This window comes from Gordonia phosphorivorans, from assembly GCF_042432625.1.
GTDB classification, from domain to species: domain Bacteria; phylum Actinomycetota; class Actinomycetes; order Mycobacteriales; family Mycobacteriaceae; genus Gordonia; species Gordonia phosphorivorans.
On sequence record NZ_JBHLWV010000012.1, the window covers coordinates 90,791 to 104,487 of the forward strand.

Sequence of the window (13,697 nt, forward strand, 5' to 3'; positions counted from 1 at the left end):
GATGGACGGGGTGCTGACGGCGGCGCTGGACTTGATCGCTCCGCGCGAATGCGGGGGCTGCGGTCGACCGGGACCGGCGTGGTGTTCCCGCTGCGCCGCGATCGTGGTCGACGATCCCTTCCCGCTCACGCCGCGCGTGGAGCTGCCGGTCCCGGCGTGGGCCCTCGGGCGCTTTCGCGGGCCGCTGCGGCGAGCGGTGGTCGAACTCAAGGAGCACCGGCGCCGCGATCTGATTCCGGTGCTGGGGCGGGTGCTGGCGTGCGGGCTGTTGCGGCTGGCCGAATGGGAGCAGCTGCCGGCGACGAGGGCGGTCGCCCTGATCCCGGCCCCGACCCGAACCGTCGCGGCACGACGCCGCGGCGGCGACCCGGTGACCGCCGTCGCCGGGGTCGCTGCCGCCGCGCTCGGGCCGCGCGTGGCCGCGGTGCCGTTGCTGTCCACCGGTGCGTGGACCCGGGATTCGGCCGGTCTGTCGGCGGGGCAGCGGCGGGCCAATCTGCACGGGGCGGTGATCGCGGCGCGACGGCGTCCGGCGGCGCTGCGGCCGCCGCATCGCGCCGTGGCCGTGGTGCTGGTCGACGATGTGCTGACCACCGGTGCGACGATCGCGGAGTCGGTGGCGGCGCTGCGTACGGCGGGCATCCGGGCCGATGCGGCGGTCGTGCTCGCCGGCGCCTGATCGGGCGGCGACACGATGACCTCCGGTCGTGTCGAAATCTGGAGAAGCCGAGGCGGAACCGATAACGTCGTAGGTGACAGCGAGGCGCATGCACTGCTGGATGATCGGCAGTTCTCGCTGCACCAGATGCCGCGCAAAACCCTTGCGCGGCAAGCGAATTGCAACTGCCCGGGACTCGATTTCCCGGGCAGCGCGATCGGAGGAGGATGTCGATGTCGGTTGTTCATCGCAAAGGACAGCGCGAGCCGAAGGGCCCTGCCCCCACCGAGGCCGAAGTGAACCAGGCATTCGAGCGACCGGCTTTCGTGCCGGCCGTCACCGAACCCGCCGAGCCGGACGCCGAAGTGGTGATGAGCGGGCGCAACGTGGTGGTTCCCGGACACTTCCGGGCCTACGTCGGCGACAAGCTCGCCCGATTGGAGAAGTTCGATCCGTCGTTGACCCGCTTCGAGGTGGTCCTCTACCACGAGCCGAATCGTCGTCAGCAGAAGCAGGCGCAGGTGGTCGAGGTGACCGCGCGGGGCGATGGCCCAGTGGTCCGCGCCCAAGCCAGCGGGGAGAACTTCTACGCCGCGACCGAGCAGGTGATCGACAAGCTGCAGAAGCGGCTGCGTCGAGCCCGCAACCGCAACCGCATCCGCAAGACCGGACCCGGTCGCGCGAAGAGCCTGTCCGAGGCGGTGGCACCCGGCGCCCTGGTCGACGACCCGAACTCCGTGAACTCGGCCGAGGCGGAGGATCGCTGGGACGACGGCGCGCAGTACGAGCCGGGTCAGGTGGTCCGCGTCAAGGACCACGACGCCCTCCCGATGACCGTCGACGATGCCCTCTACGAAATGGAACTGGTCGGTCACGACTTCTTCCTGTTCCACGACAAGGAGTCCGACAAGCCGTCGGTGGTGTACCGCAGGCACGCCTTCGATTACGGCTTGATCCGGCTGAGCTGAGAAGTTGACGGCCTAGCCTCATCGGCCTGTCAGGCCGGACCGGTACCATGGAATCCGGTCTGCACATCGCGTGCAGACCGGATTCTTTACGTTCACGACCGATGGGGACTGTGACACCGTGCTGAACAAGCTGCTGCGCCTGGGTGAGGGCCGCCTGGTCAAGAGGCTCGATTCGATCGCCGACCAGGTCGAGAGCCTTTCCGGCGAGATGGAAGCGCTCAGTGATGACGAGCTGCGCGCCAAGACCGCAGCCTTCCGGGAGCGGTTGGAGTCCGGGGAGACCCTCGACCACCTCCTGGTGGAGGCGTTCGCCGTCGCCCGTGAGGCCTCGTGGCGCGTGCTGGACCAGAAGCATTTCCACGTCCAGATCATGGGCGGCGCGGCCCTGCACTTCGGCAACATCGCGGAGATGAAGACCGGTGAGGGCAAGACCCTGACCTGTGTGCTGCCCGCCTACCTGAACGCCCTCGGCGGCAAGGGCGTGCACGTGGTCACCGTGAACGACTACCTCGCCAAGCGCGACGCCGAGCAGATGGGGCGCGTGCACCGCTTCCTCGGTCTGGACACCGCGGTGATCCTGACCGGCATGACGCCGGACCAGCGGCGCGTGGCCTACGGCGCCGACATCACCTACGGCACCAACAACGAGTTCGGCTTCGACTACCTGCGCGACAACATGGCGCACAGCCTCGAGGAACTGGTGCAGCGCGGCCACAATTACGCCGTCGTCGACGAAGTGGACTCGATCCTCGTCGACGAGGCGCGTACCCCGCTGATCATCTCGGGACCGGCCGACTCGTCGAGCAAGTGGTACAGCGAGTTCGCGCGTATCGCACCGCTGCTGGAGAAGGACGTCCACTACGAGGTGGACATCAAGAAGAAGACCATCGGCGTGCACGAGAGCGGTGTCACCTTCGTCGAGGACCGCCTCGGCATCGACAACCTCTACGAGCCCGCGAACTCGCAGCTGGTCGGCTACCTGAACAACGCGATCAAGGTGAAGGAACTGTTCCACCGGGACAAGGACTACATCGTGCGCAACGGCGAGGTGCTGATCGTCGACGAGTTCACCGGTCGCGTGCTCGACGGTCGCCGCTTCAACGAGGGCCTGCACCAGGCCATCGAGGCGAAAGAGAACGTCGAGATCAAGGCCGAGAACCAGACGCTCGCCCAGATCACGCTGCAAAACTACTTCCGCCTGTACGACAAGCTGTCGGGCATGACCGGTACGGCCGAGACCGAGGCCGCCGAGTTCCAGCAGATCTACAAGCTCGGCGTGGTGGCGATCCCGACCAACAAGCCGATGATTCGTGTCGACCAGTCGGACCTGATTTACAAGACCGAGGAAGCGAAGTTCGCGGCCGTGGTCGACGACATCGCCGAGCGGCACGAGAAGGGTCAGCCGGTGCTGATCGGTACCACCAGCGTCGAACGCTCGGAGTACCTCTCGCGGCTGCTGTCGGCGCGCGAGATCAAGCACACGGTGCTCAACGCCAAGTTCCACGCGCAGGAAGCGCAGATCATCGCCGAGGCCGGTCGTACCGGTGCGGTCACCGTGGCCACCAACATGGCCGGTCGCGGTACTGACGTGGTGCTCGGCGGCAACCCGGAGATCATCGCCGACAGCCGCCTCCGCAAGGCCGGACTGGACCCGGTGGGCACCCCCGACGACTACGAGGCCGCCTGGGACGAGGCCATCGACGTGGCCCGAGCGGCCGCCGCCGACGAAGCGGTCGCGGTGGTCGAGGCCGGCGGCCTGTACGTGCTCGGCACCGAGCGCCACGAGTCGCGGCGTATCGACAACCAGCTGCGCGGTCGTTCCGGTCGTCAGGGCGACCCCGGCGAGTCCCGCTTCTACCTGTCGCTCGGCGACGAACTGATGCGACGCTTCAACGCCGGGGCGCTGGACACCATCATGACGCGGTTCAACCTGCCCGACGACGTGCCGATCGAGGCCAAGATGGTCACCCGGGCCATCCGCAGCGCGCAGACGCAGGTCGAGGAGCAGAACTTCGAGATCCGCAAGAACGTCCTCAAGTACGACGAGGTGATGAACGAGCAGCGCAAGGTGATCTACGCCGAGCGCCGCGAGATCCTCGAGGGCGACGACCACCGCGAGCAGGTCCGCCAGATGGTGGTCGACGTCGTCGGTGCCTACGTCGACGGTGCGACCGTCGAAGGCTATGCCGAAGACTGGGACGTCGACGAGCTGTGGACGGCGCTGGGCGGTCTCTACCCGATCTCGCTGGACTCCAAGACGGTCTTCAACGTCAACGAGTACGGCGAGCGCGACGACCTCGATCGGGAGGCGCTGCGCGACCTGGTGGTCGAGGACGCGCTGGCCGCGTACGACCGCCGTGAGGCCGAGCTGGCCGCGATCGGCGGCGAGGATGCCATGCGCCAGCTGGAGCGTTCGATCCTGCTGATGGTGCTCGACCGGAAGTGGCGCGATCACCTCTACGAGATGGATTACCTGCGCGAGGGCATCCACCTGCGTTCGATGGCGCAGCGCGACCCGGTGGTCGAGTACCAGCGCGAAGGCTACGACATGTTCATGGGCATGCTCGAAGGCATGAAGGAGGAGACCGTCACCCTCCTGTTCAACGCGCAGGTGCAGGCACAGGCGCCGGGGCCGGCACTGGGCAGCTCGGTCAGCGACATGCTCGCCGGATCCGCTCTGGGCGGCGGCGAGGCCGCCGCGGAGGACGCCGAGGCGCAGATGACCTACAGCGGTCCGGCCGAGGACGGTTCCACCGAGGTTCGTTCGGCGGTGGAGGAGCTGTACTCGGGCACGCCGTCCGAGGTGCTGAGTGCCGAGGAGCCCGCCGAGGCGGTCACCGGATCGCGCAAGGACCGGCGCGCCGCCGAACGTCGCAATCGCCGCCGAAAGTAGGCCGCGGCAGAGAATTTCCCGCTGATCCGGCGCGTCGTGGAACCGAAACGGTTCCGCGCGCGTCGGATTTTGTATGAGGGGGATACTGCTCGACACACAACCGGGATCAACAACGCCGCGACCGGAGGCCCCGCCGCCCGATCTGGAGGTGGCCACCGAGGCCCGTGCCGTCGCGGTGAGCGTGCTGGCGCGCACGCTGGAGGTGCTCGACGGCCGCCGGCCGCGCGGGCAGTTGACGGGGGCGGTGTCGCCCGCGGTGCTCGCGCAGATCACCGCCCTGCTCCAGCACGGTATCGTCGCCGAGAGCGTGGACTGTGCACGACTGCACCGCCTGCACCTGCAGGTCCGGTCGCCGGGCGCGGCCGAGTTCTTCGGGACCTACCAGCGCGGAGACCGGGTGCGGGCGCTGGTGGGCACCCTGGAACGACGCCCCGTGCGGGTGTCCGGGCCGGGCGGCATACGGCGCACCGAGGAACGCTGGGTGGTCACCGAGTTCGCCCTGGTATGAACGCACGAGGGGGCGATCTATCATCGACTCATCATGGTGAATCGACTGTCGCCGGACGAAGCGATGTTCTATTTCCTGGACGGGGCGGGTTCGACCACCCATCTGGGTGCGTTGCTGATCCTGGATCCGGCGCGCGCGGTGGACGGTCAGCCGCCGTTGACCTATCCGCGGCTGGTCACGCTCGTGGAGAACCGACTGCAGTCGGTGCGTCACTACCGGCAGAAGGTCACCGAGGTGACCCTCGGGCTGGCCCGCCCGCTGTGGGTGGACGATCGCGATTTCGACATCACCTTCCACGTCCGGATGTCGGCGTTGCCGCAGCCCGGCAGCGACGAACAGTTGCAGGAGCTGATCGCCCGCATCATGTCGCGTCCGCTGGATCGGACGCGGCCGCTGTGGGAGATGTATCTGATCGAGGGCCTGTCCGACGGTCGGCTCGCGATCCTGACCAAGACCCACCGGTGTCTGCTCGGCGACGGATCCGGGCTGGAGATCAGCGAGGTGATCGCCGACGACGTCGCCGAGGTCCCGGCGTTCCCGGACGAGCTGTGGATGCCGGGGCGGCCGCCGGGCGCCAGCGCGGTGATGCTGGGGGCGCTCGCCGAGGCCTTCGCGCGCCCCGGTGAACTGGTCGAGTCCTTCTTCCGCAGCAGCGGACCCGTCGCCGACCTGCTGACCCTCGCCGATCGCTCCGCGCGACTGGTGGGCAGCACCGTGCAGCAACTGGTCAACACCGCGCCGGACAATCCGCTGAACACCGATACGACCGCGGCCCGGCTGTACACGTTCACCAGCGTTCCGCGGGCGGACTGCGTGCGCATCGCCGAGCACTTCGAGTGCAGTTTCAACGACGTGCTGCTGGGCATCATCACCGGCGTGATGCGGCGCTGGATGCTGTCGGTGAACGAGTCGATGGGCCACGGCGAGACCATGCGCGCGGTGTTGCCGCTCGGCGCGCGGGAGGCGATGGTCGACGGTCGCCGCGAGGGCGGCTGGATGGGCGAGGGCGGCGCGGAGTTCGTCACCGATCTGCCGGTCGGGGAGGATGCCCCGGCCGTGCGCCTCATGCAGGTGGCCGGCCTGGCCGACCGGTATTCGCAGTCGCAGCGGCGCATGACCCCGGGCCTGCGGCCGATGCTGCCGGAACTGGGCGTGGTGCCCTTCGCCGAGCTGTCCACGCGAGTGTTCAATCGTCTGTTCGAGCGGTCGTACAACGTGCCCATCCGGATGGGTGATCACCGCATCGAGCAGTGCTTCGTCGGCGGCATCCCGGTGGTGGGGCTGTTCACCATTCCGGCGCTCACCGGGCAGCGAGCGCTGGCGATCAGCGTCAACGAATACGTCGATCGGGTGGAGTTCGGCTTCCTCGCTGACCGCGCCGTGATCGGCGATCTGCCCGCGATGGTCGATTACGTCGCAGAATCGTGTGAGGAACTCGCCGTCGGCGGTTTCGGTCCGCGCCCCTTCGATCCCGAGGTGAATTCATGAGGGTTTATCTGCCCGCCACGTTGACCGATGTGCAGCGCCTGCTGCAGGAAGATCAATGGATGCCGTTGGGGGGCACCGGTTTCGCGCTCACCCCGGCGCTGCGTGAGGCCTATGTGGCCGGCGACGACGAGGAGTTGGCGGAGGTCGCCCTGCGGGACGCGGCACGGGCCAGCCTGCGTCTGCTGGCCGCCGAGGAGACCGAGCTGCCGGTGCGCCGCGTGGTGGTGGTGGCCGAACGCTCCGATGCGCAGGCGCGCCCGGACCTGGACACCGCCGTGGTGCGGATCAGCGGGCCGGTGACCCAGAAGCAGGTGGTGGCCGTCCACGTCGACGGCGCCGACGCCGAGGCCGCGGTGCGCGCGGCGGTGGACTGCATCGACGCGGCCGATCTGGGGGACGAGGACGCCGAGTTGACGCTCGGCGACGCCGAGGACCACGACCTCGCCTGGTATGCCACCCAAGAGCTGCCGTTCCTGCTCGAACTCCTCTGACCGGCCACCGGCGGCACCGGGTTGCGCGGAATGTTACGGTTCCGTAAGTTACGGGGCCGTAGGTAGGCTGGTCTGGGAAGGGAGTCGCAATGGGTTCATGGCGGGAACGATTCGAGGCGCCGGCGACGGTGGCCTCGTCCAACAGCAAGAGGTCGCAGTGGCTGCGCGCCGCCTTCGCGCGCGTCACCACGCCGCTGCTTCCTGACGACTATCTCCACCTGGCCAATCCGCTCTGGTCGGCGCGGGAGCTGCGCGGCAAGATCGTGTCGGTGACCGCCGAGACCACGGATTCGGCGACCATCGTCATCCGTCCGGGCTGGGGTTTCTCGTTCGACTATCACGCCGGCCAATACGTCGGCATCGGCATTCCGGTCGACGGGCGGTGGACCTGGCGGTCGTACTCGCTGACCAGCGACCCGGAGACCTCGCGCAGCGACAAGACCATCGCGATCACGGTCAAGGCGCTGCCGGAGGGCTTCCTGTCCTCGCACCTGGTCAACGGGCTGGCCCCGGGCACCGTGGTCCGGCTGGCCGCGCCCGCGGGGGAGTTCGTTCTGCCCGAGCCGCTGCCGGAGAAGCTGCTGCTGGTGACCGCGGGCAGCGGTGTGACGCCGATCGTGTCGATGCTGCGCACCATGCGGCGCCGGGGTCGGCACGCCGACGTCGTGCTGGTGCATTCGGCGCCGTCGGAGGCCGACGTGCTCTTCGGCGACGAGCTCGCGGAGATGGCCGAGGAGGGTCTGATCACCCTGAGGCCGTGGTACACCCGCACCGACGGGCGCCTGGACGCGGACTCGCTCACCACGCTGTGCCCGGATTGGGCGCAGCGGCAGGCCTGGGCCTGCGGGCCGGGCGGCTTCCTGGACATGCTGACCGCAGCCTACGAGGGCGCCGGCGTGGGCGGGGCGCTGCACATCGAGCGGTTCGCGCTCGAGCGCGGTGCGCATGACGCGCAGGGCGGTGTGGTGACCTTCGGTACCCGCGACAAGCAGATCGAGGTCGACGGCGCCACCACGCTCCTCGAGGCGGGCGAGCAGGCCGGGGTGCCCATGCCGTACGGCTGTCGGATGGGTATCTGCCAGACGTGCGTCGTGATGCTCGACAAGGGCGCCGTCCGCGACCTGCGAACCGGGGTCGAACACGTCGAGGGCGAGCGCATTCAGACGTGTGTGAGCGCAGCCGCGGGCGACTGCACGCTGGACGTTTAGCCCAGAGGCTGGACAACCTACGATCCCGTAACCTACGCTGTCGTAAGTTACGGAAACGTAGGAAGGAGCGCCTGTGGCAATCAAGGACATTCCGGAGTACGCGCATTTGAGCGAGGACGACGTGGCAGCCATTGCCCGGGAACTCGATCAGATCCGCACCGACATCGAGGCCGATCGTGGTGAGCGTGATGCCCGGTACCTGCGGAACACCGTGCGCCTCCAGCGCGGCCTGGAACTCGGCGGTCGAGCACTGATCTTCGGTTCCGGCAAGCGCAGCATGTGGTGGGCCGGTGCCGGCGCCCTCGGCGTCGCCAAGATCATCGAGAACATGGAGCTCGGGCACAACGTGATGCACGGGCAGTGGGACTGGATGAACGATCCCGAGGTGCATTCGACGTCGTGGGAGTGGGACAACGCCGGTCCCAGCGCCCACTGGAAGCACCAGCACAACTTCGTCCATCACAAGTACACCAATGTGCTCGGGATGGACGACGACGTGGGCTACGGCCTGCTCCGGGTGACCCGCGATCAGCGGTGGCGCCCGTTCTACCTCGGCAACATCGCGTGGAATACGCTGCTGGCGCTGGGTTTCGAGTACGGCGTCGCCGCGCAGCACCTCGAGTTGGCCAAGAAGCGCACCACCGAGGAAGAGAAGCTCGAGCTCAAGAAGAACCTGAACGTCGTCGGGCGCAAGATCGGTAAGCAGGCCGCCAAGGACTACGTCGTGTACCCGGCGCTCGTCGGTGCGGCCACCCGCAGCCGCCGCGGCTTCCGCAAGGCATTGACCGCGAACCTCCTGGCCAATGTGATCCGCAATGTCTGGACCAATGCGGTGATCTTCTGCGGGCACTTCCCCGACGGAGCGGAGAAGTTCACCAGGCGGGACATGGCCGTGGAGAACCAGGGTGAGTGGTACCTGCGTCAGATGCTCGGCAGCGCCAACTTCCGCTCCGGGCCCACGCTCGCCTTCATGAGTGGAAATCTCTCGTATCAGATTGAGCACCACATCTTCCCGGACCTGCCGAGCAATCGCCTGGCGGAGATCTCCGTGCGAGTGCAAGCGATTTGCGCCGAGTACGACCTGCCGTACACCACCGGCTCGTTCCCGGTTCAGTACGCCAAGACCTGGCGCACCATCGCCAAGCTGTCGCTGCCGAACAAGTACCTCAAGGCCACCAGCGACGATGCGCCGGAGACGGCCTCGGAGCTGCGCTTCAAGTCTGATCCGGAGCAGCGTTTGGTCGCGCAGGTCGATCCGCGGACCGGACGTCGGCGGGGACTGAAGTCGGCGATGGTGCGGTTGCGCGAGCGCCGCCGCGGGGTGCCCAGTGCGGTCGATTCTCAGCGCGGTTTTGCGGCATAGCGGGCGTCCGTGGCCAAGAAATCTGACACACAGGCATAATGGTTTGTAATGGCCATCTCAGACATCAATGAATACGCGCACCTGAGTGATGCGGACGTCGAAGCCCTCGGCGTCGAACTCGATGCGCTGCGTCGTCGTATCGAATCCGAACTCGGTGAGAGCGACGTGAAGTACCTGCGGCGCACCATCATGGCCCAGCGTGCCCTGGAGGTGGCCGGACGGCTCGCGCTGTTCGGCAGCCACCGCAAGTCGTTCTGGGCGGCGGGCACCGTCGCGTTGTCGCTGGCCAAGATCATCGAGAACATGGAACTCGGGCACAACGTGATGCACGGGCAGTGGGACTGGATGAACGACCCCGAGGTGCACTCCACCTCGTGGGAGTGGGACATGGTGTGCGCGGCCCCGCACTGGAAGCACTCGCACAACTACATCCATCACAAGTACACCAACGTGATCGATATGGACCACGACGTCGGCTACCGCACCCTGCGGGTGACCCGCGACGAGCAGTGGGAGCCGAAGAACCTGGCGCAGCCGCTGGTCAACATGCTGCTGGCGCTGACCTTCGAGTGGGGTATCGCGCTGCACGACCTGGAACTGAAGGAAACGCTGCGCGGTGAGAAGCCGCGCGAGGAGACGATTCCGGAGTTCAAGCGTTTCGGCCGCAAGGCCGCTCGGCAGCTCGGCAAAGACTACGTGCTCTTCCCCGCGCTGACCGGCCGGAACTTCAAGCACACCCTCACCGCGAACCTGACCGCGAACGTGGTCCGGAATCTGTGGGCATACGTGGTGATCTTCTGCGGGCACTTCCCGGACGGCGCGGAGAAGTTCACCGCCGACACGCTGAAGGAAGAGACGCGGGGCCAGTGGTACCTGCGTCAGATGCTGGGCACCGCGAACTTCGACGCGGGTCCGGTGATGGCCTTCATGAGCGGCAACCTCTGCTACCAGATCGAGCACCACCTGTATCCGGACCTGCCGAGCAACCGCCTCGCCGAGGTCTCGGTGGCCGTGCGCGAACTGTGCGACAAGTACGACCTGCCGTACAACACCGACACCATCACCATGCAGTACCTGCGGACGCTGCGGACCATCAACAAGTTGGCGCTGCCGGACCGGTTCCTGCGGGACTCCGTCGACGACGCCCCGGAGACCGCTTCGGAACGCCGGTTCGACGACCTGCCCGCGCAACCGGGCGGGCTGCGTACCGCGCTGCGTGCGCTCAAGGCCCGACGCGGCAACGGTTCGCTGCGGCATCGCCCGCTGATCTGACGCGGCGTCAGGCGTCGGGGCTCTCCGGTCCGGGATCGGCCGGGCCCACGTCGCGCACCGCGGCCAGCAGTTCCCGCACCGCCATCGCGCGTCGGTGGGAACTGTCGGTGAGCTGATCGAGTCGGCATTCGGGATCGGCCGGCGGCCCCAGGTGGGTGCAGCCGCGCGGGCAGTCCTCGATGGCCTCGCGCAGATCGCCGAAGGCGTCGATGATTTCGGCGGGCGTCACATGCGCCAGGCCGAACGAGCGGATACCCGGCGTGTCGACCACCCAGCCGGGCGTCGGCAGCGGCAGCGCCACCGACTGCGTCGAGGTGTGGCGGCCCTTTCCCACGCCGGAGACGCGGCCCACGGCGCGCTCGGCATCCGGTACCAGGCGATTGACCAGCGTCGATTTGCCGACGCCGGAATGGCCGATGAGGGCGGTGAGACGGCCGTCGAGCACACCCTGGAGTTCGGTGAGGTCGTCGTCGCGTCCGGCGACGATCACCGGCAGATCCAGGTCGGCGAAGTGGGCCGCGAACTCGGCCGGTCCGGCGAGATCGGATTTGGTCAGGCACAGAATCGGCGACAGCCCGCCCGCGTAGGCCGCGGCCAGGGCGCGTTCGACGAAGCCCGTGCGCGGCGGGGGATCGGCCAGAGCGGTGACGATCAGCAGTTGATCGGCGTTGGCCACCACGATCCGCTCGTACGGGTCGGTGTCGTCGGCGGTGCGCCGCAGGACGGTGCTGCGCTCGTCCACCCGCACGATGCGGGCGAGGGTGTCCGTTCGCCCGCTCAGGTCACCGACCACACCCACCTGATCGCCCACCACCACGGGGGTGCGGCCGAGTTCGCGGGCCCGCATCGCGACGAGCCGCCGGTCGGGGTCGCCGTCGATCACGCAGCCCCATCGGCCGCGGTCCACCGACACCACCATCGCCGTGGCGGCGTCGGCGTGGGCCGGACGCTTCTTGGTGCGCGGACGGGTGCCTTTTCCCGGACGGATCCGGACGTCGGACTCGTCGTAGGAACGGGCGGACCGGCTCATCGCGTTCCGGCGCCGACCAGCGCCGCCCACTGGGCGGGGAAGTCGGGCATGGTTTTCGCGGTGGTCTCGACGTCGTCGATCGGCATTCCCGGCACCACCAGGGCGAGGGCGCAGCCGGCCGTGGCCATCCGGTGGTCGGCGTAGCTGAGCCAGGTGTCCGGCCGCAGGTTCTCCGGTGCGGTACCGACGATCACCAGGCCGTCGGGAGTTTCGGTGGCGTGGCCGCCGAGGCGGTTGATCTCGGTGGACAGCGCCGCGAGCCGATCGGTCTCGTGGCCGCGCAGGTGCGCGATGCCGCGCAGCGTGGAGGTCCCCTCGGCCACCGCGCACAGGGCGGCGATGGTGGGGGTCAGCTCGCCCACCGCGTGCAGGTCCAGGTCCACCGCGGTCAGGCGCTGCGGACCGGTCACGGTGAGGAGCCCGTCGTCCGATCGCGTGGCGACCGCACCCATGCGTTCCAGGATGGGCACGATCTGCGCGCCGGGCTGGGTGGTCTGGGCGGGCCAGCGGGGTGTCGACACCGAGCCGCCGGTGATCGCCGCCGCCGCGAGGAACGCGGCCGCGTTCGACAGATCCGGTTCGATCTCCCAGTCCACCGCGCGGATGGGTCCGGGCGCCACCGACCAGCGGGTCACCGTCCCGTCGGGACCGGCCTCGGTGACCACTGCGACTCCCGCGGCGGCCATCATCTCGACGGTCATCTCCACGTGCGGCATGGACGGCACCGGCGGGCCCTCGTGGACGATCTGCGCGCCGTGGGTGAACCGGGCCGCCGACAGCAGCAGTCCGGAGACGAACTGGGAGGAGGCGGAGGCGTCGATGGTCACCGGGCCGCCGGGCAGGGTGCCGTCGGCGTGGACGGTGAAGGGCAGTCGGTCGCCGTCGATGTCGGCGCCGAGGGTGCGCAGGGCGTCGAGCACGGTGCCCAGCGGGCGGTGACGGGCCTGCTCGTCGCCGTCGAACTCGATGTCGCCGGTGCTCAGCGCCGCGACCGCGGGTAGGAAACGCATCACGGTGCCGGCCAGGCCGCAGTCCACGGTCCGGGTGCCCGCGGGCGTATCGGCGGCAGGCGGGATCGGGGTCACGGTCACATCGGTCGGATCGTCGTCGGCAAAGGCGAGTCCCGCCCCGAGGGCGGCCAACCCGTCGAGCATCAGATCGGTGTCGCGGCTGCGAAGGGTTCCGGTCAGGCGCGACGGCCCGTCGGCCAGCGCGGCCAGGATGAGCGCCCGGTTGGTGATGGACTTGGAGCCGGGCAGTTCGACGGTGGCGGAAATCGGGAGGTCAGCGGTCGGTGCGGCCCAAGCAGTCATGGGTCCCAGTCTGTCATGATCGGTCTCGCCGACGGCCCGGCGCGTCTGCCCGGGCGGTCAGCGGAGGTCGCGCCGGAGGGGGTGATCGTCGGGAATCTGCACCAGGATCAGGCCGCGCCCGTCCGGGTCGTGGATGGTCATCTCGATCAGCCCCCACGGTTTGGTCTCCGGTTCCGCGATGATCTCGACGCCCGCGGCCACGAGTTCGGCGCGGGCGGCGGCGAGGTCGCGCACTTGCAGCCACAGCAGGTCCGCGGGGGTGGGGACGTCGCCGGCCAGGTGGCCGGGAATCTCGATCAGGCCGGCGCCGGCGTGGAAGACGGTCCCGCCGGGATACTCGCGGGCCACGGGCAGCGACAGGACGTCGCGATAGAAGTCGGTGAGGGCCGCTGGGGCGGTCGAGCGCAGCAGCACCCGGCTGGTCACGATCTCCATGTTCTCCACGGTAGTCAGGTTCTCCACGGTGGTCCGGGAACGGCCGTCCGCGGACTACCGTCGATGCCAT

12 protein-coding genes are annotated in these 13,697 nt (G+C 68.6%); 9 read left to right on the plus strand and 3 right to left on the minus strand.

From position 1 onward, the window contains the following. The first annotated feature begins 1 nt into the window (after position 1). The 9 genes from ACFFJD_RS04005 (at position 2) to ACFFJD_RS04045 (ending at position 10,849) form a co-directional block, all read left to right on the plus strand. Entirely contained in the window at positions 2-679 is a 678-nt protein-coding gene (locus tag ACFFJD_RS04005; protein ID WP_382361288.1) for a ComF family protein, read from the plus strand. Between the two features lie 212 nt (positions 680-891). Continuing rightward, on the plus strand, positions 892-1,626 hold the full coding sequence (hpf, locus tag ACFFJD_RS04010) for a ribosome hibernation-promoting factor, HPF/YfiA family (protein WP_382361291.1): 735 nt from the start codon (positions 892-894) through the stop codon (positions 1,624-1,626). Between the two features lie 118 nt (positions 1,627-1,744). Further along, the gene (secA, locus tag ACFFJD_RS04015; protein ID WP_382361294.1) at positions 1,745-4,519 is read left to right on the plus strand and encodes a preprotein translocase subunit SecA; all 2,775 of its coding nucleotides are present in this window, start codon (positions 1,745-1,747) and stop codon (positions 4,517-4,519) included. Between the two features lie 73 nt (positions 4,520-4,592). Then, on the plus strand, positions 4,593-5,027 hold the full coding sequence (locus tag ACFFJD_RS04020) for an Rv3235 family protein (protein ID WP_382361297.1): 435 nt from the start codon (positions 4,593-4,595) through the stop codon (positions 5,025-5,027). A 33-nt stretch (positions 5,028-5,060) separates the two neighbouring features. Then, complete coding sequence (locus ACFFJD_RS04025; RefSeq protein WP_382361300.1) at positions 5,061-6,515, plus strand: wax ester/triacylglycerol synthase domain-containing protein; 1,455 nt, start codon at positions 5,061-5,063, stop codon at positions 6,513-6,515. Continuing rightward, the gene (locus ACFFJD_RS04030) at positions 6,512-7,006 is read left to right on the plus strand and encodes a DUF6912 family protein (RefSeq protein WP_382361303.1); all 495 of its coding nucleotides are present in this window, start codon (positions 6,512-6,514) and stop codon (positions 7,004-7,006) included. The genes ACFFJD_RS04025 and ACFFJD_RS04030 overlap by 4 nt, the downstream gene beginning before the upstream one ends. Positions 7,007-7,095: 89 nt before the next feature. Further along, positions 7,096-8,214, plus strand: coding sequence for a ferredoxin reductase (locus ACFFJD_RS04035; protein WP_382361306.1), 1,119 nt, complete (start codon positions 7,096-7,098; stop codon positions 8,212-8,214). 73 nt (positions 8,215-8,287) lie between these two features. Further along, positions 8,288-9,577 carry a fatty acid desaturase family protein gene (locus tag ACFFJD_RS04040; RefSeq protein ID WP_382361309.1) on the plus strand — a complete coding sequence of 430 codons (1,290 nt, stop codon included), beginning with the start codon at positions 8,288-8,290 and terminating at the stop codon, positions 9,575-9,577. Between the two features lie 48 nt (positions 9,578-9,625). Then, positions 9,626-10,849, plus strand: a complete 1,224-nt coding sequence (locus tag ACFFJD_RS04045) for a fatty acid desaturase family protein (protein ID WP_382361312.1) — start codon at positions 9,626-9,628, stop codon at positions 10,847-10,849. A 7-nt stretch (positions 10,850-10,856) separates the two neighbouring features. Here the strand turns inward: ACFFJD_RS04045 and rsgA are convergent, their stop codons facing one another. The 3 genes from rsgA to ACFFJD_RS04060 are packed head-to-tail and all read right to left on the minus strand — an operon-like array spanning position 10,857 to position 13,627. Next, the gene (rsgA, locus tag ACFFJD_RS04050; protein ID WP_345313803.1) at positions 10,857-11,879 is read right to left on the minus strand and encodes a ribosome small subunit-dependent GTPase A; all 1,023 of its coding nucleotides are present in this window, start codon (positions 11,877-11,879) and stop codon (positions 10,857-10,859) included. Next, positions 11,876-13,192 carry a 3-phosphoshikimate 1-carboxyvinyltransferase gene (gene aroA, locus ACFFJD_RS04055; RefSeq protein ID WP_382361316.1) on the minus strand — a complete coding sequence of 439 codons (1,317 nt, stop codon included), beginning with the start codon at positions 13,190-13,192 and terminating at the stop codon, positions 11,876-11,878. The genes rsgA and aroA overlap by 4 nt, the downstream gene beginning before the upstream one ends. 57 nt (positions 13,193-13,249) lie before the next feature. Beyond that, the gene (locus ACFFJD_RS04060) at positions 13,250-13,627 is read right to left on the minus strand and encodes a VOC family protein (RefSeq protein ID WP_345313801.1); all 378 of its coding nucleotides are present in this window, start codon (positions 13,625-13,627) and stop codon (positions 13,250-13,252) included. Between the last annotated feature and the right edge of the window lie 70 nt (positions 13,628-13,697).

Bases quoted from the DNA above. Each gene is read 5' to 3' on its own strand.
- ACFFJD_RS04005 (WP_382361288.1), top strand. From the start codon at position 2: ATGGACGGGGTGCTGACGGCGGCGCTGGACTTGATCGCTCCGCGCGAA.
- hpf (WP_382361291.1), top strand. From the start codon at position 892: ATGTCGGTTGTTCATCGCAAAGGACAGCGCGAGCCGAAGGGCCCTGCC.
- ACFFJD_RS04020 (WP_382361297.1), top strand. From the start codon at position 4,593: ATGAGGGGGATACTGCTCGACACACAACCGGGATCAACAACGCCGCGA.
- ACFFJD_RS04025 (WP_382361300.1), top strand. From the start codon at position 5,061: ATGGTGAATCGACTGTCGCCGGACGAAGCGATGTTCTATTTCCTGGAC.
- ACFFJD_RS04030 (WP_382361303.1), top strand. From the start codon at position 6,512: ATGAGGGTTTATCTGCCCGCCACGTTGACCGATGTGCAGCGCCTGCTG.
- ACFFJD_RS04035 (WP_382361306.1), top strand. From the start codon at position 7,096: ATGGGTTCATGGCGGGAACGATTCGAGGCGCCGGCGACGGTGGCCTCG.
- ACFFJD_RS04045 (WP_382361312.1), top strand. From the start codon at position 9,626: ATGGCCATCTCAGACATCAATGAATACGCGCACCTGAGTGATGCGGAC.
- rsgA (WP_345313803.1), bottom strand. From the start codon at position 11,879: ATGAGCCGGTCCGCCCGTTCCTACGACGAGTCCGACGTCCGGATCCGT.
- aroA (WP_382361316.1), bottom strand. From the start codon at position 13,192: ATGACTGCTTGGGCCGCACCGACCGCTGACCTCCCGATTTCCGCCACC.
- ACFFJD_RS04060 (WP_345313801.1), bottom strand. From the start codon at position 13,627: ATGGAGATCGTGACCAGCCGGGTGCTGCTGCGCTCGACCGCCCCAGCG.